The organism is Sphingomonas sp. MS122 (assembly GCF_049532975.1).
Lineage (GTDB): Bacteria > Pseudomonadota > Alphaproteobacteria > Sphingomonadales > Sphingomonadaceae > Sphingomonas.
This window is the reverse complement of the sequence record NZ_CP186695.1, coordinates 2,250,054-2,273,129: the sequence shown is the minus strand read 5'-3', so window position 1 is coordinate 2,273,129 and position 23,076 is coordinate 2,250,054. Positions and strand designations below refer to the sequence as shown.

The following is a 23,076-nucleotide window of genomic DNA, read 5'->3' as shown; positions in this document are numbered from 1 at the left end:
GACTGTCAGAAAGCCTGCCTAGAGCGCCCCGACTCTTGATGACGGGGGCGTTATGAACACGACTTGCAAGCTTCTCCTCACCGCCGGCATCGGCAGCCTCGCTCTGGGCCTCGCCGTGCCCGCCGCTGCGCAGACTGCCGACGCGGATGCCCAGCCGGCTCCGGCGACGGGGGAGATCGAAACCGCCGCCGACGTCGTCGTCAACGGCACCATCGCCTATCGCAATCGCACCGAAGGCGCCGAGCCCGAGCTGGTCTATGATAATGAGTTCTTCCAGCGCTTTGAGCCGCTGACCGCGGGCGACGCCCTCAAGCGCGTGCCCTCGGTCACCTTCCTCTCCGACGTGATCGAGAGCGACGGCCCGCGCCTGCGCGGCCTCGACCCGGGCTACACCCAGATCCTGATCAACGGCGAGAAGGTGCCCGGCAATCAGGCCGATCGCGGCTTCTTCATGGACCGCATTCCAGCCGAGCTGATCAAGCAGGTCGAGATCGTCCGCTCCTCCTCCGCGCGCCGCACCGGCGACGCGGTCGCCGGCACGCTCAATATCGTGCTGCGCGACGGCTACCAGCTCGACGGCGGCTATGTCCGCGCCGGCGGCCTGTTCTTCGACGACGGCGAGGTTAAGCCGAGCCTCGGCGCGGTGTTCGGCGGTAAGGTCGGACCGGGCCGCATCCTGCTCGGTGCCAATGTGCAGGGCCGCTACAACCCCAAGAAGAAGTTCAGCCTGCGCTTCGACGAGCCGGGCGGCACGCTGCAGAACCGCGAGGATCAGTCGGACACGCGCGACGGCACCGATTACGCCTTCAACGCCAGCTACGATATCGACGGCGAGACCACCGATTTCGAGCTCAGCGGCTTCTATGTCCGTACCGATCGCCTCGAGACCGAGCGTTCGTTCGAATACAATTCGGCCACCGGCTCGGGCGGCTCGGTCCGCAACGGCGCGGGCGGCAACCTGCTGGTCGACAATTCGAACATCAACAATATCGACCAGTTCAACTATTCGATCGGGGCCAAGATCAGCCACGAATGGTCGGCGGGCGAGACCAAGCTCAAGGTCGGCTACGCCAAGATGAACGACGAGCAGTGGGAGACCGAGAACGAGATCGAGTTCGATCGCACCACGCCCCGCTTCACCGGCGACCGCTTCGACACGCATATCGTCGATACCGAGTTCAGCGCCGGCTTCGAGCACAAGGCGCCGCTCGGCAAGGATATCGATCTTGCATTCGGCGGCTACTACCAGAACAAGGTCCGCAACGCCGATGTCGAGGAAGCGACCCGCCAGCGCTTCAACCTCACGACCGCCTTCCACACCAGCTACAGCCAGTTCGCGCTGAGCCCCGAACTCTATGCCGCCGGCTTCGTCGGCTTCGCGCCGACCGCCGACAGCCGGGTCAAGGAAGAACGCAAGGACCTGTTCGCGCTGATCGAGGGCGACACCGGTTCGGTGCGCTGGGAAGTCGGCCTGCGCTGGGAGAATACCAACAGCCGCATCACCAACCGCGTCGACGGCCTGTCCGTGCGGCAGGACTATGACCATCTGCTGCCCAGTGCGTCGGCGAAGATCGAGGTCGGCGGCGGCGGCCGTATCACCGTCTCGGGCGCGCGCACGGTTCGCCGCCCGCGCTTCGACCACATCACGCCGGGCATCTTCGAGGAGATCGGCGACAATGATCTGGCCGGCAATCCCTTCCTCAAGCCCGAATCGGCATGGGGCGCGGACTTGGGCTACGAGCATCGCATCGGCAGCACCGGCGTGATCGGGATCAACTTCTTCTACCGCGACGTGAAGGACCTGATCGAGGTCATTAATACCCAGGAAGAGGGCAGCGGCGGCCCCGGCACCTTCGTCTACACCCCGGCCAATACCGGCGACGGCAAGGTCTACGGCATCGAGTTCGACCTCTCGACCAGCCTCGGCTTTCTCGGCCTGCCCGACACCGGCGTGTTCGGCAACTTCTCGCTGCTCGACAGCGAGATCACCGACGAGTTCGGCGACCGCCGCTTCAACGGCCAGTCCGACTATGTCTACAATTTCGGCTTCATCCAGAACTTCCCGAGCTTCGGCGCGGCGTTCGGCGCGACCTACCGCAAGCAGGGCGGCGCGTTCGACCGCAACTATCTGGAAGAGGTCCACACGACCTACGGCGCGGACCTCGAAGTGTTCGTCGAGAAGCGCTTCGGCAAGAACATCACGCTCCGCGCGGTCGGCTCGAACCTGCTCGACGGCGAGAAGCGTGAAGCCTTCGACAAGTTCAACAGCATCACCGGCCAGATCGCGCGCGACGACTATGAAGAGTATGAGCTCGAGCGCGAGAAGGCTGGCCCCGTGTTCCAGGTCATGGCACGCGTCGCCTTCTGATGCTGAAGAACGCCCTGATGATCAGCCTGCTGCCGCTCGCGGCGGCAGGCTGCGCCGCCACCGGTCCCAAGGTCCCGGTCATCCCCACCACGCCCGCCCAGACGGTCCAGGCGCGTGGCGAGACCCAGGCGGTCGGTACCGCCAATGCCGATGCCGCGGACGACCCCGCGATCTGGCGCAACGCGGCGGACCCCGCCGCCAGCCTGATCGTCGGCACCGACAAGAAGGCCGGGCTCCACGTCTATGACCTGAGCGGCAAGGACCGCTTCTTCATCGACGCGGGCCAGGTCAACAATGTCGACCTGCGCGACATGGACGACGCCGGGATCATCGTCGCGGCGAGCGACCGCAACGATCGCAAGAACGCCAAGCTCGCGCTGTTCCGCCTCGACACCGCCGCCGCCAGGCTCGTCCCGCTCGGAACAGTGCCGGCCGGCGCCGGCGAAGCCTATGGCGTGTGCCTTTACCGCACCAGTGGGAAGCTCCACGCCTTCAACGTGATCAAGGACGGCACCATCCGCCAGATCGAACTCGACCTGTCGGGTGCCACGCCCACCGGCAAGCTCGTCCGCACGATGAAGCTTGCGACGCAATCCGAGGGCTGCGTCGTCGACGAGCGCACCCAGCGCCTCTATGCGGGGGAAGAGAATGCCGGCGTGTGGCGCTTCGACGCGCGCGCCGAAGGTTCGGTCGAGGGCACCAGGATCGCGGCGGCCGACGGCCAGCGCCTGACCATCGATGTCGAGGGCGTCGCCATCGCCGCCGAGGGTGAGGGCAATGGCGGCTATCTCCTGGTCTCGAGCCAGGGCGACCATGCCTATGCCGTCTACCGCCTGTCCGACGAAACCTATGTCGGCCGCTTCCGCGTCGCCGCCGGCCAGCTCGGCTCGACCGAGGAGACCGACGGGATCGAAGTGATCACCGGCGATTTCGGTCCCGGCTATCCCGGCGGCCTGTTCATCGCGCAGGACGGCTACAACCCGCCCCACGCGCAGAACTTCAAGTTCGTTGCCTGGGCCGACATCAAGGCCGCGCTCAACCTCGATTGATCCAGTGATCGCGCGGCCCGCTCGGCCGCGCGGCATATGGTGTAGCGGCGCTAACCACGACTCTTCCCGCGCCGCGGGAACAAAGCCGCGCTCGCGCGTTTCGGACCTGTCACGACAGGAGGAAGCGATGCGGCTGGTTCTCATCGGCACCGCGGCGCTGCTCGCCGCATGCAGCGGGAGCGGCGGCGGCTCCCCGACACCCACGCCCACGCCGACTCCCTCCCCGGCCAACCGCGCGCCCAGCTTCACCTCCGCCGCGACCGCCTCGGTCGCGGAGAACACCACCGCCGCCTACACCGCCACCGCCAGCGATCCCGACGGCAACCCGCTCACCTTCTCGATCGCCGGCGGCGCCGATGCCGGTCGCTTCACGATCACGCCCGCGGGTGCGCTGGCGTTCGCACCCGCACCGAGCTTCGAGCTGCCCACCGACGCCGACGGCGACAATGTCTATCAAGTCCAGCTGCGCGTCAGCGACGGCTCGCTCACCGCCACGCAGGACGTCGCGATCACCGTCACCGACACCCGCGAGGGCATCGCCGTACGCCGCGTCGGCACCGGCTTCAGTCAGCCGCTCTACGTCGCCCCGATCCCCGGTTCCGCGCAGGTCTATGTCGTCGAGAAAGGCGGCGGCATCTGGCGGCTCGATCCGGCAACCGGCGCGAAGACGCTGGTGCGCACCGTGGGGAGCCTCGCGACCGATGGCGAGCGCGGGCTGCTCGGCCTCGTCGTCAACACCAATGCGCCCGCCACCTATGGCGAAGCGCTCGTCGTCGCGACCGCGCCAGACGGGGCAGTAGAGCTCCGCGCACTGTCGTTGAGCAGCCCGGCGACGCCCTACACCGTAGTCCTGCGCATACCCCACCCCACCAACAACAACCATAATGGCGGCTGGCTCGGCTTCGGCCCGGACGGACATCTCTACATGGCGATCGGCGACGGCGGCGGCAGCGGCGATCCGGGCAACAATGCCCAGAACACCAATGTGCGCCTCGGCAAGATCCTGCGCCTCGCCCAGAGCGGCGGCAACTATGTCCCGGCCCCCGGCAATCCCTTTCTCGCCGGCGGTGGTGACCCGCATGTCTTCGCGCTCGGCCTGCGCAACCCGTTCCGCGCCTCCTTCGCGCCCGATGGCCGGCTGATCATCGGCGATGTCGGCCAGAATGCGCGCGAGGAGATCGACGTGGTCCGGCCCGACCAGCCGGGCCTCAATTTCGGCTGGCGCTTCCTCGAGGGGACGCAGCCCTTCAGCGGCACCGCACCCGCCGGGCTCACCGCGCCAGTCACCGAATACACCCACGGCACCGGCCCGCGGCAGGGCCGTTCCGTGATCGGGGGCTATGTCTACCGCGGCCCGGTCACCTCGCTCGTCGGCGCCTATGTGTTCGGCGACTTCATCAGCGGCAATATCTGGAGCGTTCCGGCGACCTCGCTGGTCGCGGGCAGCACGCTCGCCTCGAGCCAGTATGAGCGCCGAAATCTGGATTTCACCCCGGACGCCGGGACGATCAACCAGCTCGCCTCGTTCGGCGAGGATGCCGCGGGCAATTTGTTCCTCGTCGATCTCGACGGCGAGATCTTCATGGTGACGCCCGGCTGAGGCTTGCCGGGCGCGCGGCCAGCCGCTTTAACTGCGCGCCATGCTCCGCATCCTCGCTCCGCTCGCCCTCCTCGTCGCCCTGCCCGCCGCCGCCCAGACTGCGGCCGAGCAGAAGATGGCGGCCACCGTCACCGCCGAGACCGAGCGCCACGTCGCGCTGCTGGAGAAGCTGGTCAACCAGAACTCGGGCTCGCTCAATCTCGACGGCGTGACCAGGGTCGGCGCGATGGTCCGCGCCGAGCTCGAACCGCTCGGCTTCCAGGTCGAGTGGATCGACATGAAGGAGACCGGCCGCGCCGGCCACCTCATCGCGACTCACAGGGGCAATGGCCGCGGCAAGCGCATCCTGCTGATCGGCCATCTCGACACGGTGTTCGAGCCCGAATCGCCCTTCCAGAAATTCGTTCGCGAGGGGACACGCGCCAGCGGCCCCGGCATCGGCGACGACAAGGGCGGGGTCGTGGTGATCATCGCCGCGATGCGCGCGATGCAGGCGGCGGGGACGCTCAGGAACGCCGACATCAAGATCGTCCTGACCGGCGACGAGGAGCGCACCGGCGCGCCGCTCGCGATCGCGCGCCGCGACCTGATCGCTGCGGGCAAATGGGCCGACGTCGCGCTGGAATATGAGAATCTCGCGCGCGAGGATGGCAAGGACACCGGCACCGTCGCGCGCCGCAGCTCGACCAACTGGACGCTGACCACCGCCGGCAGGACCGGGCATTCGAGCGGTGTGTTCGGTGCCAATCTCGGCTATGGCGCGGCCTATGAGCTGGCACGCATCCTCGACGAGTTCCGCCGCACGCTGCCCGAGGCGAACCTGACCTTCAACGTCGGCGTGATGGCCGCGGGCACCCCCGCGACGCTCGCCGCCAACAACTATCAGGTCAGCGCCGGCGGCAAGACCAACATCGTCGCCGAACAGGCGGTCGCGCGCGGCGACCTGCGCGCGCTGACCCCCGAGCAGGACGCCAAGACTCGCGCCGCGATGCTGGCGATCGTCGCCAAGAGCCTGCCGGGCACCAGCGCCAAGCTCGATTTCCAGGAGGGCTATCCGCCGATGGCGCCGACCGACGGCAACCGCGCGCTGCTGGCCAAGCTCAACATCGTCAACCGCGAGCTCAAGCTTCCCGAAATGGCCGAGATGGACCCGGCGCGCCGTGGCGCCGCGGATTCGGCCTTCGTCGCCGCGGATGTCGACACGCTCGCCGGCCTCGGCGCCGCGGGCGGCGGCGCGCATGCCGAGGGCGAGTGGGTCGACCTGACTTCGCTTCCGCTCCAGGCGCTGCGTAGCGCGGCGTTGATCACGCGGCTGAGCAAGGAGAAGCGCTAGGGGATCAGCAGCGTCGCGCCCATCGTCTCGCCCGCCGCGATCGCGCGGTGCGCCTCGGCAGCGTCCTCGAGCTTGAAGCGCTGCCCGATCTCGACGCCGAGCACGCCGCTCGCGACCAGCTCGAACAATCGCGCCACGCCCGTCTCGCGCTCCTGGGGCGTCGCGTAATAATCCCCCAATGTCGGCCGCGTGACGAACAGCGAGCCGTGACGGCTCAGCGTGCCGAGGTTCACACCCTCCACCGGCCCGCCGGCATTGCCGAAACTCACGATCAGCCCGCGCCGCGCCGCCGACTTTAGCGAGGCTTCCCAGGTCGACCCGCCCACCCCGTCGAGCACGACCGGCACGCCCGCGCCATCGGTGATCTCGCGCACCCGCTCGGCGATGTCCTCACGCTTGTACTCGATCACATGGTCCGCCCCGAGCGCCCGCGCCCGCTCGGCCTTGTCCGACGACCCCACCGTGCCGATCACGCTCGCGCCGAGATGCTTGAGCCACTGCACCAGCAGCTGTCCCGTCGCGCCCGCCGCGGCATGGACCAGCACGGTCATCCCGGCCTGCACCCTCGCCGCGCGCTCGACCAGATATTCCGCGGTGCAGCCCTTGAGCATCACCGCCGCGGCGACCTCGTCGGAGATCGCGTCGGGCAGCTTCACCAGGATTTCCGCCGGCACGTTGCGCTCGGACGCATAGGCGCCCAGCCCCGGCCCGAAGGTCGCCACCCGATCCCCAGGCGCGAGCGAGGTCACCCCCGCGCCCACGGCCTCGACCACCCCGGCGGCCTCGCTCCCCAGCCCGCTCGGCAACGGCACCGGATAGAGTCCCGAGCGGTGATAGGTGTCGATGAAGTTGAGTCCCACCGCATTGTGCCGCACCCGCACCTCTCCAGCCCCGGGCGGCGGCAGCTCGCGCTCGACCCATTGGATCACCTCGGGCCCGCCGGTCTTCTCGATCACCGCCATTCGCGCCATGCACTCACCTCCAGTTTCGGGTTGCAACCCATCGGTTCCGCCGCCATCTAGTCGACCATACCCGATCTTGGAAAATCCGGAGGCGAGGATGCGCAGCTATCTCAGGCACTATATCGGTGGCGAGTGGGTCGAAAGCGAGGGCGGCACCCGCCACGAGGTGATCAACCCCGCCACCGAGACCGCCGTGGCGGAGATCACGCTGGGCTCGGAAGCTGACGCAGACAAGGCCGTCGCCGCGGCCAAGGCGGCGTTCGAGACTTTCTCGCGCACCAGCGTCGAGGAACGAGCGACGCTGCTCGAGGCGATCCTCGCCGAGTACAAGAACCGCGCCGGTGACCTCGCCGAGGCGATCGCGGCGGAGATGGGCGCGCCCATCTCGCTGGCCAGGACCGCGCAGGTCGGCAGCGGCATCGGCCACCTCATGTCGACGATCAAGGCGCTGCGCGACTTCCAGTTCGAGGAGCGGATCGGCAACAGCCTGGTGGTGCACGAGCCGATCGGCGTGGTCGCGCTGATCACGCCGTGGAACTGGCCGATGAACCAGATCGTCGCCAAAGTCGCCCCCGCCCTCGCCGCGGGGAACACGATGGTGCTCAAGCCGAGTGAGGAGGCGCCGTCCTGTGCCGCGATCTTCGCCGAGATCATGGACAAGGCCGGCGTCCCCGCGGGGGTGTTCAACCTCGTCCAGGGCGACGGCCCCGGCGTCGGCACCGCGCTCAGCCGCCACAAGGATGTCGACATGGTGAGCTTCACCGGCTCGACCCGCGCAGGCGTGCAGGTCGCGAAGAACGCCGCCGACACGGTCAAGCGCGTCCATCAGGAGCTCGGGGGCAAGTCGCCCAACGTCATCCTCCCGGGCGCCGATCTCGGCAAGGCGGTCCAGGTCGGGCTGTTCAGCGTGCTCATGAACTCGGGCCAGAGCTGCATCGCCCCCGCGCGCATGCTCGTCCACGAGAGCCAGGCGGCCGAGGCCGCGCAGATCGCCACTGGCGTGATGAAGGCGGTCGAGACCGGCGATCCCGCCGCGGAGGGCCGCCACATCGGCCCGGTCGTCAACAAGACCCAGTGGGAGAAGATCCAGGGCCTGATCCGCAAGGGGCTCGAGGAGGGCGCCAAGCTCGAGACCGGTGGCCCCGGCCGTCCCGACGGCGTCGAGACCGGCTATTTCGTCAAGCCCACGCTGTTCTCGGGCGTGCGCAACGACATGATGATCGCGCGCGAGGAGATCTTCGGCCCGGTGGTGACGATCATCCCCTACAAGGACGAGGAAGAGGCGGTCCGCATCGCCAACGACACCGACTATGGCCTCTCAGCCGTGGTGTTCGGCTCCCCCGACGAGGTGAAGCGCGTCGCCCCCCGCCTGCGCGCCGGCATGGTCTATGTGAATGGCGGTCAGCCCGACCCCAGCCTGCCCTTCGGCGGCTACAAGCAGTCGGGCAACGGCCGCGAGCACGGCAAGTTCGGGCTTGCCGAGTTCATGGAAGTGAAGGCGATGGTGGGCGCGCTCGCCTGACCTGGACCTCCCCGGCACGGGGAGGGGGACCGCCGCCGAAGCTGCCCCTCCCCGTTCCGGAGAGGAATTGCCTCAATCGAACAGTTCCTCGAGGAAGCTCTTCCGGCGCTTGTGCTTGTAATAGGGATCGTGGCCATAGCCGCCCCGCCCATAGCCCTGCTGCCCATAGCCGCCCTGCTGCGGCGGATAGCCGCCGCCCTGCTGCCACGGACCGCCCTGCTGCGGCGGGGGCGGCGGTGCCTGGGGCGCCTGCGGCGCGGCCGGGGCTTCGCCCGCGCCGCTGCGCTCGATGATCTTGTCGAGCTCGCCGCGGTCGAGCCAGATGCCGCGGCATTGCGGGCAGTAATCGATCTCGATCCCCTGCCGGTCGCTCATGTGGAGGCCCGTCTTGCACACGGGGCACAGCATTCCGGCAACGGCTTCGGGGGTTCGCATCAGTTGCTCCTGTCGTGGTCGATGCCCGCAAGCTAGGGAGCGGCTGCCACCACTGCAACGTCCGCGATCAGTGAACCGTGCCCACCGCGCGGTTGACGCTCATCAGCACGATCAGCCGTTCGATCTGGCGCCAGCGGCAGAAGTTGATGTGGTTGCCGAGATCGCGATAGCGGTCCGCGCGCGCCGCCGCCTCGAACCCCGCATCGTCGCCGAACAGCGCGATCAGCTCCGCCGCGTCGGTCACGTGGGCGCGATCGGCGAGATAGGGCAAGGCGGATGTTGCAGACAGGGCGGACGACATGAGCGGGGGGCACTCCGGCGTGGGGACGCGCGCCAGCACGCACCGTGCGTGCCAGCCGGACGAACCCCGGCTCTTCCGCGCGTTGCGAGGGTAAACTCACGGAAACCATATGCTTTTTCCCGTTCCAGCCGTGCCGCAACGGGACGGTGGCGTCCCGCGGCGGGACGTGGCAAGGACAGGTCCATGGACCGCAAGCCTCCCGCCCCGCCCACGAAAGCGCCGATCGCCGGCGGCGCGCTGCTCGCCTTGAGCCTGGTCGTTGGCACGGTGATCGGCGTGCTCAAGGGCCAGCCCTCGGTCGGCTTCATCAGCGGCATGGGCATCGGGCTCGCCCTGCTGATCGCGGTCGCGCTGGTCGATCGCGTACGGCGCCGCCCCGACTGAGACGGAACAATCGAAGCGGAGGGACTCGCGTGAAATCGTTCTTGCTCGCCGGCGCCATGCTGGCCGTATCGGGGCCGGCATTCGCCCAGGAACCCGTGTTCGACGCGCATGTCCACCTGCACAAGGGCGAGGCGTCGATTCCCGACTATGAAGCTCAGCTCAAGGCCGCGAACCTCAAGGTCGCCGGCTTCAGCGCGATGTGGTTCGGCGGCCCGCACCAAGCCCCCGAAGGGAAGATCGAGCAGACCCGCGCCAACAACGACACGCTGATCGCGATGGCCGCGCGCCATCCCGGCATGCTCCCCGTCGCGACGGTCCACCCCTATGACGGCGCCGCCGCGGTCGCCGAGCTCGAGCGCGTCGCCGCGCGCGGGGTCAAGGTGCTCAAGATCCACCCGCACACCCAGCGCTTCGACGCCGCCGATCCACGCGTGCTGACGCTGGCGAAGCGCGCCGGCGAGCTCGGCGTGGTAGTGATGATGGACAATGCCGCGATTCTGCCCGGCGATTGCGAGAAGCTGTTCAACCTCGCGCTCGCCGCGCCGAAGACCAGGTTCCTGTTCGCGCATATGGGCGGGCTCAACTTCCGCTTCTGGAACATCCTCCCCCTCGCCCGCACGGCGGAGAATCTGTTCGGCAACAACATCTATTTCGACATCTCCGGCGGGGTGAACATCGCCGCCGGCTCGCCGATCCAGGACGAGTTCGTGTGGACGATCCGCAACGTCGGCATCGACAATGTCCTGATCGGCTCGGACTTTCCCCAGCTGACGCTCCCGGCGACGCTCGCCGCGCTCGACAAGCTCGGACTGAGCGAAGCGGAGAAGGCCAAGATCCGCTACGCGAACGCGAAACGGCTGTTCGGGCTGGAGTAGATCGGACGACCGCTTCCATCCCATTGCCGAGCCATCCGTAGCATGATTAGCTTCGTACATGGCCGCTTGGAGCAATTGGACATCCGCGCTCACCATCCTTTTGGCATTCACGCTGCTAAGCGGATGCCCAGGGCCGATTTCTGACTCGGCTGCTTTGCGCGCCGCCAGGGCCGAAGCTCTAGCCCTGGCCTCACGCCATCAAATGGCAGCTGCTCGAGGTTTGATCGAGATCCCAAAGGACCAATGGCCGCCCGCGATCGCAAGGCTCCGTCCGGAACTCGTCTGGGTTCACGAATGGGGCGTCAGCATCACCATCAAGGCGTTTTTCGACGGAGGCTGGGGATATGACATTCCCCGGCCGGGGCGCGCACCACGAATGCCCGCTGAGTGTTACTATGAGACCATAGAGGGGGTGCTTTGGCACGATCCCTGTTGATGGCGCCTTCCACCCGATAGCTGCCCGCTAAACCAGCGCCCGGTGCAGCCACACCACGCGCCCCACCACGTCGATCGCGCGCGCCGGCGCCACCTCGTCCGCAAAGGCGGGATTGTCGCTCACCACCTCGACCTCGCCGCCCAGCGCGCGCAGCCGCTTGACCGCCACCAGCCCGTCGCGCCGAAACACATAGATCGCCGCCCGCGCGCCCAGTGCCCGCCGCGCGCCGTCGACCAGGATCTCGTCGCCGTCGCATAGCGTCGGCTCCATCGACGCGCCTTCGACGCGGATCGTTGAGGCCATGTCGGCGCGCACCCCCAGCCGCCGCAGCAAGGCCGGATCGAGCAGCAACTGGCTCCGCCGCTCGCTCTCCACCAGCCGACCGCGCCCCGCCGCCGCGCCGGCATCGACTCGCGCCACCGGCACCAGTCCCTCCGCGGCCGGCCCGCCAAGCGCGACATCGCTGATCCCCAGATAGCGCGCCAGCTTGCGCCGGTCAGCCTCGGCCAGCAACCGCGGGCTGCCGCGCGTCACGAACTGCTGGAGATAGGCCGCGTTGCGGCCGATCAGCCGCGACAGCGCCGCGAGCGACTCCCCGCGCACCGCGGCCGCGCGCTCCAGCGCCTCGCGTTGTTCGAGTGAATCCATGTCCGGTTCATAGCCGTAGGAATTTTCCTAGACAAGTTGGAAATGAGAACATTTAATGAACATTCGAGTCGGATTCAGCGGGAAAGGAACGGGTGTGATCGATGGCGATTTTGAGCAAGGTGGAGCGGTATCTGCGCAAGCACGACATGCCGCAAACCAAATTCGGGCGGCTGGCGGTGCGCGATCCGCGCCTGGTCGGCGACTTGCGCAATGGGCGCGAATTGCGGGCGCGTACGCTGGCGCGGGTCGAAGCGTTCCTCGCCTCGCCCCCGCCCCCGGAGCCGCGGCCATGAGCGGCCGGCTGGACGCGGGGACGCAGCTCGAACGCGTGCTGGTACGTACCGCGGAGGCGGAGGGGATCGCGCTGACGATCCTCGCCGCGGACTGGACGAGCTGGGCGAGCGCGACCTTCACCGGCGCGCGGCACCGGATCACGATCGCCACGATCGGATCTCCGTTGCTCGACCGCTGGCTGGCGGCATTGCCCGAAGCCGAGTTCCGGCTGCGCGGCCATCTCGTCGCCGACATGGTCGTGGCGGGGGAGCGGCGCGCCCGCGACCGGGTCGAGATCGAACTCGAGGCGCTGACCGTGGAGGATTGCTAGGCGCGGACCGCCAGCTTGCGCAGCGCGGCTAGCGCGCCTTCCAGCCCCTGCATTTCCGGAATGGGCGGCGGCCCGGCCGGCGGTGCGGGGGCTGTTTCGGTCTGGGGCGCGGTCGCCTGCGCCTGCTCGCCGCGACGCGCGATGCCGCGTTCGAGCCGGTTGAGCAGCGCGTGAACGCTCGCCTCGGTCTCGGGCGCGGCAAGGTTCTCGGCGCGCGGCGCAGGCGCCGGGGCGGGCTGCATCGACGGGGGCACGGGCTGCTCGACCCGCGCTGGCGGGCGCGCTGCCGGGGTCAGGTCGAAGGTCTCGAACCGCTCGCCCTCGGCGAACACCGGCGAGGGCGCGCGGTGCAGCGGCTTGAGCGGGGGTGGCGGCGCGAGCGGATGTTCGGGAATCGCGTCGGGGTCGAAGGCCGACAGCGGCTGGTCGAGGTCGGCCGGAAGCGGCTGCGGCTCGAGCAGCGGCGCCGAGCGGGCGACGATCGACGGCATCTCCGCCTTCGGTTCCACTTGCGGCTGCGGAATCGCGACAGCCGGAATCGATTCGGCCGGCGGCGCGGGCGACCCCATGGCGATTACGGGCTCGGGCGGCAGCTCGGGCAAGTGCAGATCATGAACATCGGCTTCCACCGTTTCCACTTTCTCCTCCGTAACGGAGAATATCCGCGCTTCCGCAAATCTATCCGCCGATTCCGTTTCCACTTGTTCCACCTTCGCGCGGAACGGCATGCCGAGGTCGCGGGTCGCGAGCAGCGGCGGACGCGGCGGCGCGTCGGGATGGGCATCGGCGCGGCGCACGACGGGACGGCGCATCACCGTCTCGTCCTCCTCCGCCTCGTCCCGCGAGTCGCGCCAGACGAGCAATGCCGAGAACAGGAACCAGGCGATCAGCGCCGCGGCCCCGCCCGCGAACACGCCGACGCAGATCCGCGCGGTCGCGCCCAGCGGCGGCTCGGCGGCGGGAACGAAGGCGGCGATGCCGCTCGTCACCACCCAATCCTCGAGCAGGGGTGCCGGAATCGCCAGCGTCGCGAGCGCCACGAGCACGCCCGCCAGCCCCGCGCCGGCGAGCGCGAGGTTGGGACTCAGACGTTGAACGAGGGTGTACGCAACCATTTCCCAGACCGTCCGCGCGCTTCGATAAGCTTTTGGTAAACGGGTTCGTAGCGTGAAATGTTTGACGACCAGTTACGCTCCTTCTCGACGAATGTCCGCGCCCGTTCGCGCTGCGCGTCCCAGCCGGCGCGATTGTCGAACACCGCCGCCACCGCCTGGGCCAGCGCCCCGGGATCGTCGGGCGGGAACAAGGTGCCGGTGTCGCCGTCGCGGATCAGCTCGCGATGCCCGCCCACGTCCGACGCTGCGACCAGCCGCCGCTGCGCCATCGCCTCCAGCGGTTTCAATGGCGTGACGAGGTCGGTCAGCCGCATATGCTTTCGCGGATAGACCAGCAGGTCGATCAGCGAATAATAGCGCTCGACCTGCTCGTGCGGCACGCGTCCGACGAAGTGGATCGCATCCGCCGCGCTCGACGCCGCGGCTTGCGCGCGGAGCTTCTCCTCCATCGGCCCGCCGCCGACCATCAGCAGCCGCGCCCTGGGCCGCAGCGCCGCCAAAGCGGGCATCGCCGCGATCAGGTCGTCGAGCCCTTCATAGTCGTAGAAGCTGCCGATGAAGCCGATCACCTCGGCCTCGTCGAGCCCGAGCTCGGCCGAAAGCGCCGCGTCGCGCGCGGGCGGCTCGCCGAACAGATGCAGGTCGACGCCGTTGGGCGAGATCATGATCTTGTCCGCGCCGATCCCGCGCGCCACCAGGTCGCGCTTCAGCCCCTCGCAGATCACCGCCACCGCATCGGCGCGCTTCGACGCGAAGGTCTCCAGCGCCCGCGTCGCGCGATATTTGAGCGATCCCTCGCGCCCGGTGCCATTGCCCACCGCCGCATCCTCCCAGAAGGCGCGGATCTCGTAGAGCAGCGGAATCCCGTGCTTCCTCGACGCGCGCATCGCCGCCAGCGGATCGATCACCGGTGAATGCGCGTGGAGGACGTCGGGCCGGAAGCGCTGCACGACCGCGTCTATCCGCCGCGCGAACGCCGCGATCTCCGCCGCCTCGCCCACCACCGGGGGCAGCCGCCGCATCTGGCGCGTGCGATGGAAGTCGATCCCGTCGAGCGTCTCGAACGGCGCGTCTCCGGTATGGTAGCGCGGGCCGGTCACCCCGGCCACGGTCCAGCCGCGCTCCATCTGCGCCTTCAGGATCGCGCGGGTGCGGAAGGTATAGCCGCTGTGCAGCGGCAGCGAATGGTCGAGGACGTGCAGGATGCGCATGACGCGATGCCCTTGCCACGCCAGCACTTAACGCCGCGTCAACCGAGCCGGACTAGGAGGGTCGCCGGTTTCACGCGCGCAAGAGGGACGGGCAATGATCGACAGTCTGGTGCTCGCCCTCACCCATGGGCTGCTGCTGCTCACTGCCTGGCGCCTCATCAACAGCCCGGCGCTCGACGACGAGACTCCGCCGCCCACCGACGATTCCGCGCCCAAGAACCGCTGGGGCCGCAAGCGTGCGTGATCTCGCCTTCATCGCATTTCTCGCGGCGATCTTCGGGCTCGGCTTCCGCCGGCCGTTCATCTTCGTGCTGGCCTATGTCTATATCGACGTCGTCTCACCGCAGCGGATGAGCTATTTCCTGCTCAACGCCTTCCCGATCTCGGCGATGGCGGTGGGCTTCGCGGTGCTCGCCTGGCTCGCCTTCGACGACAAGAAGGACACGCGCGTCGCCCCGCGCCAGGGGCTGATGCTGGCGCTGCTCGCCTATTGCTACTGGACCACGACCAAGGCCGACTTCCCGATCGACGCGGCGTTCAAATGGGACTGGGTGTGGAAGGCGCTGGCCTTCGCCATCTTCCTCCCCCTCACCCTGCGCACCAAGCTGCGGATCGAGGCGCTGCTGCTGTTCATGCTGCTCTCGGTCGCGACGATCATCATCTCGGGCGGGGTCAAGACCGCGCTCGGCGGCGGCGGCTACGGCCAGCTCAAGCTCATCGTCGACAACAACTCCGGCCTGTTCGAGGGCAGCATCATCTCGGCGGTCGCGATCTGCATCATCCCGCTGATCCTGTGGTTCACCCGCTTCGGCACGATCTTCCCGCCCGACTGGCGGGTGAAGCTGTTCGGCTACGCGCTGATCTTCGCCTGCCTGCTGATGCCGGTGGGGACCGAAGCACGCACCGGCCTCGTCTGCATCGCCCTGCTCGCGGTGCTGATGCTGCGCGACGTCAAGCGGCGCATGCTCTATGTCGGCGGCGCGGCGCTGCTCGGCCTCGCCGCCATCCCCTTCCTCCCTACCGCCTTCACCGAGCGGATGGACACGATCCGCACTTATCAGGCCGACGCCTCGGCCTCGACCCGGATCGAGGTGTGGAAATGGACCTGGAACTATGTGAAGGACCACCCGTTCGGGGGCGGGTTCGAGGCGTATCGCCAGAACGAGATCAAGTATGACAAGATCTCGGTGGTCGGCGAAGGCGCCAACCTCACTGTCGTGCGCACGCCCGAGATCGACAAGGCACGCGCCTATCACTCCGCTTTCTTCGAGATGCTGGGCGAGCAGGGCTGGCCGGGCTTCATCCTGTGGCTGATGATCCATATCGGCGGCATCGTGCGCATGGAGGTGCTGCGCCGCCGCTACTGGAAGGCCCAGTCCGATCAGACGCCTGACCAGGCCTGGATCTCGCCGCTCGCCACGGCGCTCCAGCACGCGCACATGATCTACCTGCTCGGCTCGCTGTTCGTCGGCATCGCGCTCAACCCGTTCGTCTACATGCTGGTCGGCGCGCAGATCGGGCTCGACACCTATCTCGCCCGCAAGCGCGCCGAGGAAGGGATGCAGCCGATGCGGAAGCCGCGCAATTCCCCCGCGCCAGCCGCCACGTGATCGGCTAAAGGCACGCTATGGCCGGCCTGTTTCTCGCGCGTAACGACGATCCCGCCTCCGCTGAATCCGCCCTCGGCGCCGCGCGGGCAGCCTTTGCGGCGCAGGGCTTCCCCGCGCCGATCACCCATGCCCTGCCCGGCTGGTCGCTGCTCCACTTTCCCTACATCCTCGGGGGCCCCGAGGGGTCGCTGGCGCGCGGCGACGAGCTTGCCGCGGTCGCCGGCACGCCCGTGGTCGACGGCAAGTTCGGCCGCCCCGCGCTCGAAGCCCTGCTGGCGATGGACCCGCTCGCACTCGACTGGGACCGGCTCGGCGGCCAGTTCGTCGCCCTGGTCCGCCGCGATGGCCGCACCTTCCTGTTCGGCGACTATTTTTCGGCCTTTCAGCTGTTCCGCGACATCGGCGACGATCGGGGCGGCCGGTTGTTCTCGACCTCCTTCCTCGCCGCGGCGCAGGCGCTGCCCCGGGTCGGCTTCGACCCGCAGGGCGTCTACGAGCTCGCGTTCAACGTCATGCCGCTCGGCGACGCCACCGTGTTCGCCGAGCTCAAGACCCTCTCGCCCTTCGAGGTAATCGAGCTGACCGAGCGCGGCACGATCCGCCACCGCGTCGAGAAGCCGCTGCCCGCGGCCCCGTCGAAGCTCCCGCTCGCCGAGCAGATCGATCGTCACCGCGCCCCGCTCGCACGGATCGTTGGGGCGCATGTCGCGCAGTTCGGCGACGGCGTGCGCAGCCCGCTCTCGGGCGGGCTCGACTCGCGCCTCGTCCTCGCCGCGCTGCGCGAGGCCGGCTGCCGCCCGGAGCTCTATGTCTACGGCCTGCCCGGCGACCAGGATGTCGAGATCGCGCAGGCGATGGGCAAAGCGCTGGGCTTCGAGGTCGCCTGGACCGACAAATATGCCGAGACCCCGCCCCCGGACGGCTTCCCCGAACAGGTGGAGCGCAACTTCCACCAGTTCGACGGCCTGCCCACCTTCGGCAACATCTTCGACAATGGCGCGCACGGCACGACGCAACTCGAGCGCCATGCCGGCGGCGCGCTGGTCGTCTCGGGCGGGTGCGGCGAGATCTACCGCAACTTCTTCTACCTGCCCGACCGGCGCTTCACCGCAAAGGACGTCGCACGCACCTTCTTCGCGCGCTTCGCCCCGGGCGACGCGACCGGCGCCTTCGATCCGCATTCCTTCCTCGACACGATCGCCGCCAAGATCCGCGTCGCGGTCGAGCCGCCCGCCGCCACCGGCCGCCTCGACCGCAACCGGATCGAGCAGATCTATCCGCGCATCCGCTGCCGCGCGCTGTTCGGCCGCGAGATCAGCCTGGAGGGCCGCTACAGCCCCTATCTCATGCCTTTCCTCGATCATCGCGTGGTGGCACAGGCGATGACGATCCCGCTCGCGCTCAAGCATGCGGGGCGGTTCGAGGCGGCCTTGCTCAACGCGATCGACCCCGCGCTCGCCGCGCAGCCCTCGGCCTATGGCCACGACTTCACCGGCCCGCCGGGGCGCAAGCACCGCTTCGGCGAATGGTCGACGCGCATCCGCCCGGTGTGGCTGCGCCAGCACACCTATGCGCTCCGCCGCCGCCTCGGCCCGATGGGCGACGAGCATGGCGGGCTGCTCGAGCCCGATTACATGAACCGCGTGATCGACCCGGATTTCCCGGCGATGCGCCGCTTCTTCCGGATCGAGCACATCACCGACAGCGGCCTGTGGCGCCGCGTCGCCAACCTCGAATATCTCGCGGCGAAGCTGGGTTCGAGGCTCGCGGGCTGAACGCTCCGCCGGTCCCAGTTCAAACCCGGTGGGTGAGGGCGAGTTAAGCCAAAGCCTTGCCGAACAGTGCCAGCAGCCGGCCCCACGCCTTTTCCGCCTGCGTCTGGTTGTACGCGGGGCTGTCGGGCGGGCACCAGCCGTGCATCGCCCCGGCATAGACCTCGATCTCGGCCGGCAGCCCGGCATCGGCGAACGCCTTGCGCAGCAGCTCCTTCTCGTTCGGATTGCGCTGGTCGTCATTCTCCGCGACCGCGAACAGGAAGCTCGCCTTCATCCTGGGCACCAGCAGATGCGGGCTGTCGGGCTTGTCGGTCGCGAGCCCGCCGCCGTGGAACGAGGCGCCCGCGCGAATCCGCCCGGGCAGCCGCGCCGCGGTCTGCATCACCATCGGCCCGCCCATGCAATAGCCGGTCGTCCCCATGCCGCGCCTGGTGTTCACCTCGGGCTGCTTGTCGAGGAACGTCGCGAAGGCGCTCGCGTCGCGCATCACCGCCTCGGGGGTCAGCAGCTTGCGCCATTCCATCAGCTTGGCGCGGACCTCCGGCTGGCCCCAGCTCTCGCCGTCCTTGACGACCGGCAGCGGCGCCGAGCGGTAGAACTGATTGACCGTGAGCACCGCATAACCCGATTGCGCCAGCCGCTCGGCCATCTTGCGGAAGCTCGGGCGCAACCCCGCAATGTCCGGCCAAACCAGAACCGCCGGGTGCTTGCCGCGATCGGGGGCGACGAAATAGGCCTGGGCCGTGCCGTCAGGCGTGCGGATCGTGATGTCGCGCTGCTTGAGCGGCTTGGCGTCGGCCGGCGCGGGCAGCATCGCCGCGAGCGCCGCCGCGCCGGTCATCCCCGCGAACTCGCGCCGCGAGACCTTCCCGAACACGCGTTCATTGTCGGCATCGGTCAGCTCGTCACACATCGGCCTGCTCCCGGAATCGCGTTGCCGTGCGAGCCTATCTCACGCCGCGCGATACCACCAGACGCCGTCGCGGACCTCGCGCACCGCCCGTCCCTCGACCTCGAGCCGCCGCAGGTGCGCCAGCGTCTCGCCGGTGGCGAGGCCGAGCATGTCGCCTTCGATCCGGCGCCGGAACATCCGCCCGAAACAGTCCACCGCGCGCCGCGGCTCGGTGAGGTGCGCATGGAGGATGTCGAGCCGCTTCAGATGCTCGTCGCGCAGCGCCGCCAGCCGCGCATGCAGCCCGGTGAACGGCTCGCCATGCGCAGGCAGCACCAGCAGGTCGCCGGGCAGGCCCATCAGCTTGGCGATCGAGGCGAGCCACTCGCCCAGCGGATCGCCCTCGGGCTCGGTCAGCCCGAGCGACACGTTCGAGCTGATCCGCGGCAGCACCTGGTCGCCCGCGATCAGCACCCCGTCGCGCGCATTGAGCAGGCAGCCATGCTCGGGGCAGTGGCCCGACGCGGTCACCACCTGCCACGCCGCATCGCCGATCGCGATCGTCTCGCCGTCGACGATGCGCCGATAGGACAAGGGCAGCGGCGCCACCATCCGCCGCATCCGCCCGAAGCCGCCCGCCGACGCTGCCGCGATCTGCGCCGCGTCCCATCCCGCGGCGCGCCAGAAGGCGACCTGCTCCTCGGGCACCTCGTCGCGCGCGTCCGACGTCAGCACGCGCAGCGTCAGCCACTCGCCCCGCGTCATCCACAACCGCACCTGGAACTTGCGCGCGAGCCAGCCCGCGAGTCCGGCGTGGTCAGGGTGGAAATGCGTGCAGATCACCCGCCCGACCGGCCGCTCCGCCAATGGCGGCGCGGTGAGCAATGCGCGCCACGCCGCCACCGCCGCATCGACGTTGAGCCCGGTATCGACCACGGTGGTGACCGCGCCGTCGTCGAGCAGCCAGCAATTGATGTGATCGAGCGCGCCGGGTACCGGCAGCCGGATCCAGCGCACGCCAGGCGCCACCGCCAGCGCTTCCCCGGCGCCAGGCACGCGCTCGCCGAACGGATAGGTGAGCCCGCGATGGCTGGTCGCGACGAAGCTCTCGTCCTGCGTCAGCGAAACATCCGGCGAAGTGGAATCCCGTTGCATCCTGCAACGCTTCTGGACGCTCCCGCCGTCGCTGTCGACCCTATGCCGCCATCCGCGCGTGCTTGGCGAAGCTGCTGAGGCCGAGCCAGCGCTGCATCTGTGCGCTGATCGCCGAGTCGCCGGTGACGATCATGCGCTCCTCGTCCAATGCCGCGCGCAGGGTCTCGTAGCCCATCCAGATCGCCGTCATCGTCCGCAGGTCGGTGGACACATAGAGGTCGACATCGAACCCCGGGTCCAGCGAGCAGAGGTCGACGGTCCCCTCCGGCGTGACCACCAGCCACCAGCGCCGGTGCGCCTCGGGCTGCTCGGGATAGCGGAACTGGATCACCGAGCGCCGCGGCGGCAGCGGCGTGGGATCGAGGTTGCGGCGCATGTCCCACATCAGCAATTGCGCATCGAGATGCTCGAGCGAGAGCTCATGGTCGATCCAGCGCTGCCCCCAGATGCCGAACGCGTCGACGATCGGCTCCAGCTCGCGCCCTGCGGGGGTCAGCCGATAGTCGAGCCCGTTCGCATCGCGCGCGACGATCCCCGCCGCCTCGAGTTCCTTGAGCCGCTGCGACAGCAAGGCCGGCGACATGCGCGGAACCCCGCGCCGCAGGTCGTTGAACCGAGTCGATCCGGCGATCAGCTCGCGCACCAGCACGATCGTCCAGCGCGTGCACAACGTCTCGGCCGACATCGCGACCGGACAGAATTGCTTGTAGCTGCCTTGCGCCATCGTCCGTCCTCCCCGACATTGCGCGAAGCGTTAGTTCAGTTTCTGTATCGGGCAACTTCAGTTTCTGAACTGGAACCTGCCCAGCATGATCGGCGAAGCCCTCCGGTGCAACTACGGAGATTCTCATATGCTGACGCAAGCTCAACAACGGCCGCGCGACTGGATCGCGGACGCGCACGCCATCGCCGCCGACATCGCCCCGCTGGCCGGCCGGCACGACGCCGAGGAATGTTTCGTCGCCGAGGGCTATGCCCGGCTCAAGGCGGCCGGCTTCTTCAAGGCGCTGGTGCCCGAGCATCTCGGCGGCGGCGGCGCCGAGTTCGCTGACATCTTCGGCGCGATCCGCGTGCTCGGCGCGGCGTGCGGCTCGACCGCGCTCGCCTTCTCGATGCACACGCACCTCGTCGCTGCCGCCGCCTGGCGCCTCGCACACCAGAATGCGCCGACCGAGGGGCTGCTCCGCCGCGTCGCCGCGGAGGACCTGATCCTCGTGTCGAGCGGCGGCTCGGACTGGCTCGACAGCGGTGGCGTCGCGGAGAAGGCAGAGGGCGGCTTCCACATCACCGCGCGCAAGCCCTTCTCCAGCGGCTGCGAGATGGGCGACCTGCTGATGACCAGCGCGGTCCATGACGACCCCGAGGCCGGCCCGACCGTCCTCCACTTCGGCGTGCCGCTCAATGCGCCCGGCGTATCGATCGAGGCGACCTGGCAAGTCATGGGCATGCGCGGCACCGCGTCGAACGACATCGTGCTCGACCATGTGTTCGTCCCCGATGCGGGGATCGCCGGGCGCCGGCCCAAGGGCAAGTGGCACATGCTGTTCCACACCATCAGCATGATCGCCTTCGCGTCGATCTACTCGGCCTATATGGGCGTGGCCGACGGCGCTCGCCGCCGCGCGCTCGAGATCGCGGGCAAGCGCCCGGCCGATGGCGACCTCATCCGTCTCGCCGGCGAGATGGAGAATGCGCATCTGCGCGCCGAGCTCGCGATGCGCGAGATGGTCGAGCTTGCCACGAACGGCCAGCCGGGACCGGAGACGACCGGCCGCGCGCTGGCGTGCCGGACCTTGGTGGGCGAGGCGGCGATCGCGACGGTCGAGCGTGCGATGGAACTCGCCGGCGGCTCGAGCTTCTACCGCAAGAACGGGCTGGAGCGCGCCTTCCGCGACATCCAGGGCGCGCGCTTCCATCCCTTGCGCGAGGGACCCCAGCTCACGCTCGCCGGCCGGCTGGCGCTCGGCCTCGATATCGACGGCTAGTCTGGAACGGCCCGCCGCGCCGTCATATGGCGCGGCCGCGGCCGGTCAGCTGCGGAAGATGCTGTCCGGCGTCGGCTCCGCGCCCGGTTCGTCAGCCTCGCGCGACGCGGCTTCGCGCTCGGCGCGCAGCTGCTCGATCAGCGCCTCGCGATCGCCTTCCAGGCGCGTATCGACCGGGGCTTCGATCCCCGCCGCCTTCGCCGCCTTGGCGACCGCCGCGTCGAGCTCGCGCTGCGTGGTAAGGCCGAGCGTCACCGGATCCTTGGGCACGATGTTGGCGATGTTCCAGTGCGTGCGGTCGCGGATCGCCGCGATCGTGTTGCGCGTGGTGCCGATCAGCTTGCCGATCGCGCCGTCCGAGATCTCGGGGTGGTTGCGGATGATCCAGGCGATGCCGTCGGGCTTGTCCTGGCGCTTGCTCACCGGGGTATAGCGCGGGCCCTTGGTGCGGCGGACCTGATCGGGACCCTTGCTCATCTTGAGGCGATAGTCGGGATCGGCCTGGCCCTTCTCGATCTCCTCCATCGTCAGCTCGTGCGCGCGGACGGGGTCGCGGCCGGTGAGCTTGGTCGCAGCGGTGTCGTCCGCGATCGCCTGCACTTCCAGGATATGCAGGCCACAGAACTCGGCAATCTGCTCGAACGAGAGCGCGGTGTTGTCGACCAGCCAGGAAGCGGTCGCATGCGGCATGAGCGGCTGGGCCACGTCAAAGTCTCCAGAAACAATAAGGGCCGCCCTCACCGGGCGGCCGTTCATGCTGCCTGATCTAGGCGCATGGCACGCGCGAGGCAAGCGTCTTGGGGCTCTCATCCGCTG

General features: G+C 68.8%; 23 protein-coding genes. 13 read left to right on the top strand and 10 right to left on the bottom strand.

Going from position 1 to position 23,076, the window contains the following annotated elements:
* Positions 1-52 precede the first annotated feature (52 nt).
* The 4 genes from ACO227_RS10880 to ACO227_RS10865 all read left to right on the top strand — a co-directional run bounded on the left by ACO227_RS10880 (position 53) and on the right by ACO227_RS10865 (position 6,350).
* Positions 53-2,368, top strand: a complete 2,316-nt coding sequence (locus ACO227_RS10880) for a TonB-dependent receptor plug domain-containing protein (protein WP_423601870.1) — start codon at positions 53-55, stop codon at positions 2,366-2,368.
* Entirely contained in the window at positions 2,368-3,417 is a 1,050-nt protein-coding gene (locus ACO227_RS10875; protein WP_423601869.1) for a phytase, read from the top strand. Before ACO227_RS10880 ends, ACO227_RS10875 begins: the two co-directional genes overlap by 1 nt.
* A 127-nt stretch (positions 3,418-3,544) precedes the next feature.
* The gene (locus tag ACO227_RS10870; RefSeq protein ID WP_423601868.1) at positions 3,545-5,017 is read left to right on the top strand and encodes a PQQ-dependent sugar dehydrogenase; all 1,473 of its coding nucleotides are present in this window, start codon (positions 3,545-3,547) and stop codon (positions 5,015-5,017) included.
* Between the two features lie 40 nt (positions 5,018-5,057).
* Positions 5,058-6,350: a M20/M25/M40 family metallo-hydrolase gene (locus ACO227_RS10865; RefSeq protein ID WP_423601867.1), complete on the top strand. Its 1,293-nt coding sequence runs from the start codon at positions 5,058-5,060 to the stop codon at positions 6,348-6,350.
* Here the strand turns inward: ACO227_RS10865 and ACO227_RS10860 are convergent.
* Positions 6,347-7,321, bottom strand: a complete 975-nt coding sequence (locus ACO227_RS10860) for a quinone oxidoreductase family protein (protein WP_423601866.1) — start codon at positions 7,319-7,321, stop codon at positions 6,347-6,349. The two genes, ACO227_RS10865 and ACO227_RS10860, sit on opposite strands and share 4 nt — an antisense overlap.
* Positions 7,322-7,409: 88 nt before the next feature.
* Between ACO227_RS10860 and ACO227_RS10855 the strand changes: the two genes are divergently transcribed.
* Positions 7,410-8,834: an aldehyde dehydrogenase family protein gene (locus tag ACO227_RS10855; protein ID WP_423601865.1), complete on the top strand. Its 1,425-nt coding sequence runs from the start codon at positions 7,410-7,412 to the stop codon at positions 8,832-8,834.
* Between the two features lie 72 nt (positions 8,835-8,906).
* On the opposite strand, the gene ACO227_RS10850 is transcribed toward ACO227_RS10855, so the two are convergent.
* Together ACO227_RS10850 and ACO227_RS10845 are read right to left on the bottom strand one after the other, a co-directional pair.
* The gene (locus ACO227_RS10850) at positions 8,907-9,269 is read right to left on the bottom strand and encodes a zf-TFIIB domain-containing protein (protein ID WP_423601864.1); all 363 of its coding nucleotides are present in this window, start codon (positions 9,267-9,269) and stop codon (positions 8,907-8,909) included.
* Positions 9,270-9,336: 67 nt separating this feature from the next.
* A complete protein-coding gene (locus tag ACO227_RS10845) occupies positions 9,337-9,570 on the bottom strand; it encodes a hypothetical protein (protein ID WP_423601863.1) in 234 nt (77 codons plus the stop codon).
* 183 nt (positions 9,571-9,753) lie between these two features.
* On the opposite strand from ACO227_RS10845, the gene ACO227_RS10840 reads away from it, so the two are divergent.
* Together ACO227_RS10840 and ACO227_RS10835 are read left to right on the top strand one after the other, a co-directional pair.
* The gene (locus ACO227_RS10840; RefSeq protein ID WP_423601862.1) at positions 9,754-9,954 is read left to right on the top strand and encodes a hypothetical protein; all 201 of its coding nucleotides are present in this window, start codon (positions 9,754-9,756) and stop codon (positions 9,952-9,954) included.
* A 29-nt stretch (positions 9,955-9,983) separates the two neighbouring features.
* Positions 9,984-10,829 carry an amidohydrolase family protein gene (locus ACO227_RS10835; RefSeq protein ID WP_423601861.1) on the top strand — a complete coding sequence of 282 codons (846 nt, stop codon included), beginning with the start codon at positions 9,984-9,986 and terminating at the stop codon, positions 10,827-10,829.
* Positions 10,830-11,292: 463 nt separating this feature from the next.
* Here ACO227_RS10835 and ACO227_RS10830 read toward each other — a convergent pair whose 3' ends face one another.
* Entirely contained in the window at positions 11,293-11,913 is a 621-nt protein-coding gene (locus ACO227_RS10830; protein ID WP_423601860.1) for a S24 family peptidase, read from the bottom strand.
* A gap of 101 nt (positions 11,914-12,014) precedes the next feature.
* On the opposite strand from ACO227_RS10830, the gene ACO227_RS10825 reads away from it, so the two are divergent.
* Together ACO227_RS10825 and ACO227_RS10820 are read left to right on the top strand one after the other, a co-directional pair.
* The gene (locus tag ACO227_RS10825; RefSeq protein WP_265118870.1) at positions 12,015-12,206 is read left to right on the top strand and encodes a hypothetical protein; all 192 of its coding nucleotides are present in this window, start codon (positions 12,015-12,017) and stop codon (positions 12,204-12,206) included.
* Complete coding sequence (locus ACO227_RS10820) at positions 12,203-12,517, top strand: hypothetical protein (protein ID WP_423601859.1); 315 nt, start codon at positions 12,203-12,205, stop codon at positions 12,515-12,517. Before ACO227_RS10825 ends, ACO227_RS10820 begins: the two co-directional genes overlap by 4 nt.
* On the opposite strand, the gene ACO227_RS10815 is transcribed toward ACO227_RS10820, so the two are convergent.
* Both ACO227_RS10815 and ACO227_RS10810 read right to left on the bottom strand, forming a co-directional pair.
* Positions 12,514-13,632: a hypothetical protein gene (locus ACO227_RS10815; protein WP_423601858.1), complete on the bottom strand. Its 1,119-nt coding sequence runs from the start codon at positions 13,630-13,632 to the stop codon at positions 12,514-12,516. The two genes, ACO227_RS10820 and ACO227_RS10815, sit on opposite strands and share 4 nt — an antisense overlap.
* Positions 13,602-14,843: a TIGR04063 family PEP-CTERM/XrtA system glycosyltransferase gene (locus ACO227_RS10810; RefSeq protein ID WP_423601857.1), complete on the bottom strand. Its 1,242-nt coding sequence runs from the start codon at positions 14,841-14,843 to the stop codon at positions 13,602-13,604. Before ACO227_RS10810 ends, ACO227_RS10815 begins: the two co-directional genes overlap by 31 nt.
* 94 nt (positions 14,844-14,937) lie before the next feature.
* Between ACO227_RS10810 and ACO227_RS10805 the strand changes: the two genes are divergently transcribed.
* The 3 genes from ACO227_RS10805 to ACO227_RS10795 are packed head-to-tail and all read left to right on the top strand — an operon-like array spanning position 14,938 to position 18,228.
* Positions 14,938-15,087 (top strand): hypothetical protein, encoded by a 150-nt coding sequence (locus ACO227_RS10805; RefSeq protein WP_423601856.1) that lies wholly within the window; start codon positions 14,938-14,940, stop codon positions 15,085-15,087.
* Positions 15,080-16,453, top strand: a complete 1,374-nt coding sequence (locus ACO227_RS10800; protein ID WP_423601855.1) for a DUF5935 domain-containing protein — start codon at positions 15,080-15,082, stop codon at positions 16,451-16,453. The genes ACO227_RS10805 and ACO227_RS10800 overlap by 8 nt, the downstream gene beginning before the upstream one ends.
* A 17-nt stretch (positions 16,454-16,470) precedes the next feature.
* Positions 16,471-18,228, top strand: coding sequence for a hypothetical protein (locus tag ACO227_RS10795; protein WP_423601854.1), 1,758 nt, complete (start codon positions 16,471-16,473; stop codon positions 18,226-18,228).
* Positions 18,229-18,271: 43 nt separating this feature from the next.
* Here ACO227_RS10795 and ACO227_RS10790 read toward each other — a convergent pair whose 3' ends face one another.
* From ACO227_RS10790 to ACO227_RS10780, 3 genes are read right to left on the bottom strand one after another with little or no spacing between them, the layout of a single operon-like run.
* Positions 18,272-19,141, bottom strand: a complete 870-nt coding sequence (locus ACO227_RS10790; RefSeq protein ID WP_423601853.1) for a dienelactone hydrolase family protein — start codon at positions 19,139-19,141, stop codon at positions 18,272-18,274.
* Positions 19,142-19,180: 39 nt separating this feature from the next.
* A complete protein-coding gene (locus ACO227_RS10785) occupies positions 19,181-20,275 on the bottom strand; it encodes an MBL fold metallo-hydrolase (protein ID WP_423601852.1) in 1,095 nt (364 codons plus the stop codon).
* A 40-nt stretch (positions 20,276-20,315) separates the two neighbouring features.
* On the bottom strand, positions 20,316-20,999 hold the full coding sequence (locus tag ACO227_RS10780; protein WP_423601851.1) for a winged helix-turn-helix transcriptional regulator: 684 nt from the start codon (positions 20,997-20,999) through the stop codon (positions 20,316-20,318).
* A gap of 127 nt (positions 21,000-21,126) precedes the next feature.
* Here ACO227_RS10780 and ACO227_RS10775 point away from each other — a divergent pair, with 127 nt between their 5' ends.
* Positions 21,127-22,260: an acyl-CoA dehydrogenase family protein gene (locus ACO227_RS10775; RefSeq protein ID WP_423601850.1), complete on the top strand. Its 1,134-nt coding sequence runs from the start codon at positions 21,127-21,129 to the stop codon at positions 22,258-22,260.
* Positions 22,261-22,305: 45 nt separating this feature from the next.
* On the opposite strand, the gene ACO227_RS10770 is transcribed toward ACO227_RS10775, so the two are convergent.
* Complete coding sequence (locus ACO227_RS10770; RefSeq protein ID WP_423601849.1) at positions 22,306-22,965, bottom strand: DUF1013 domain-containing protein; 660 nt, start codon at positions 22,963-22,965, stop codon at positions 22,306-22,308.
* Between the last annotated feature and the right edge of the window lie 111 nt (positions 22,966-23,076).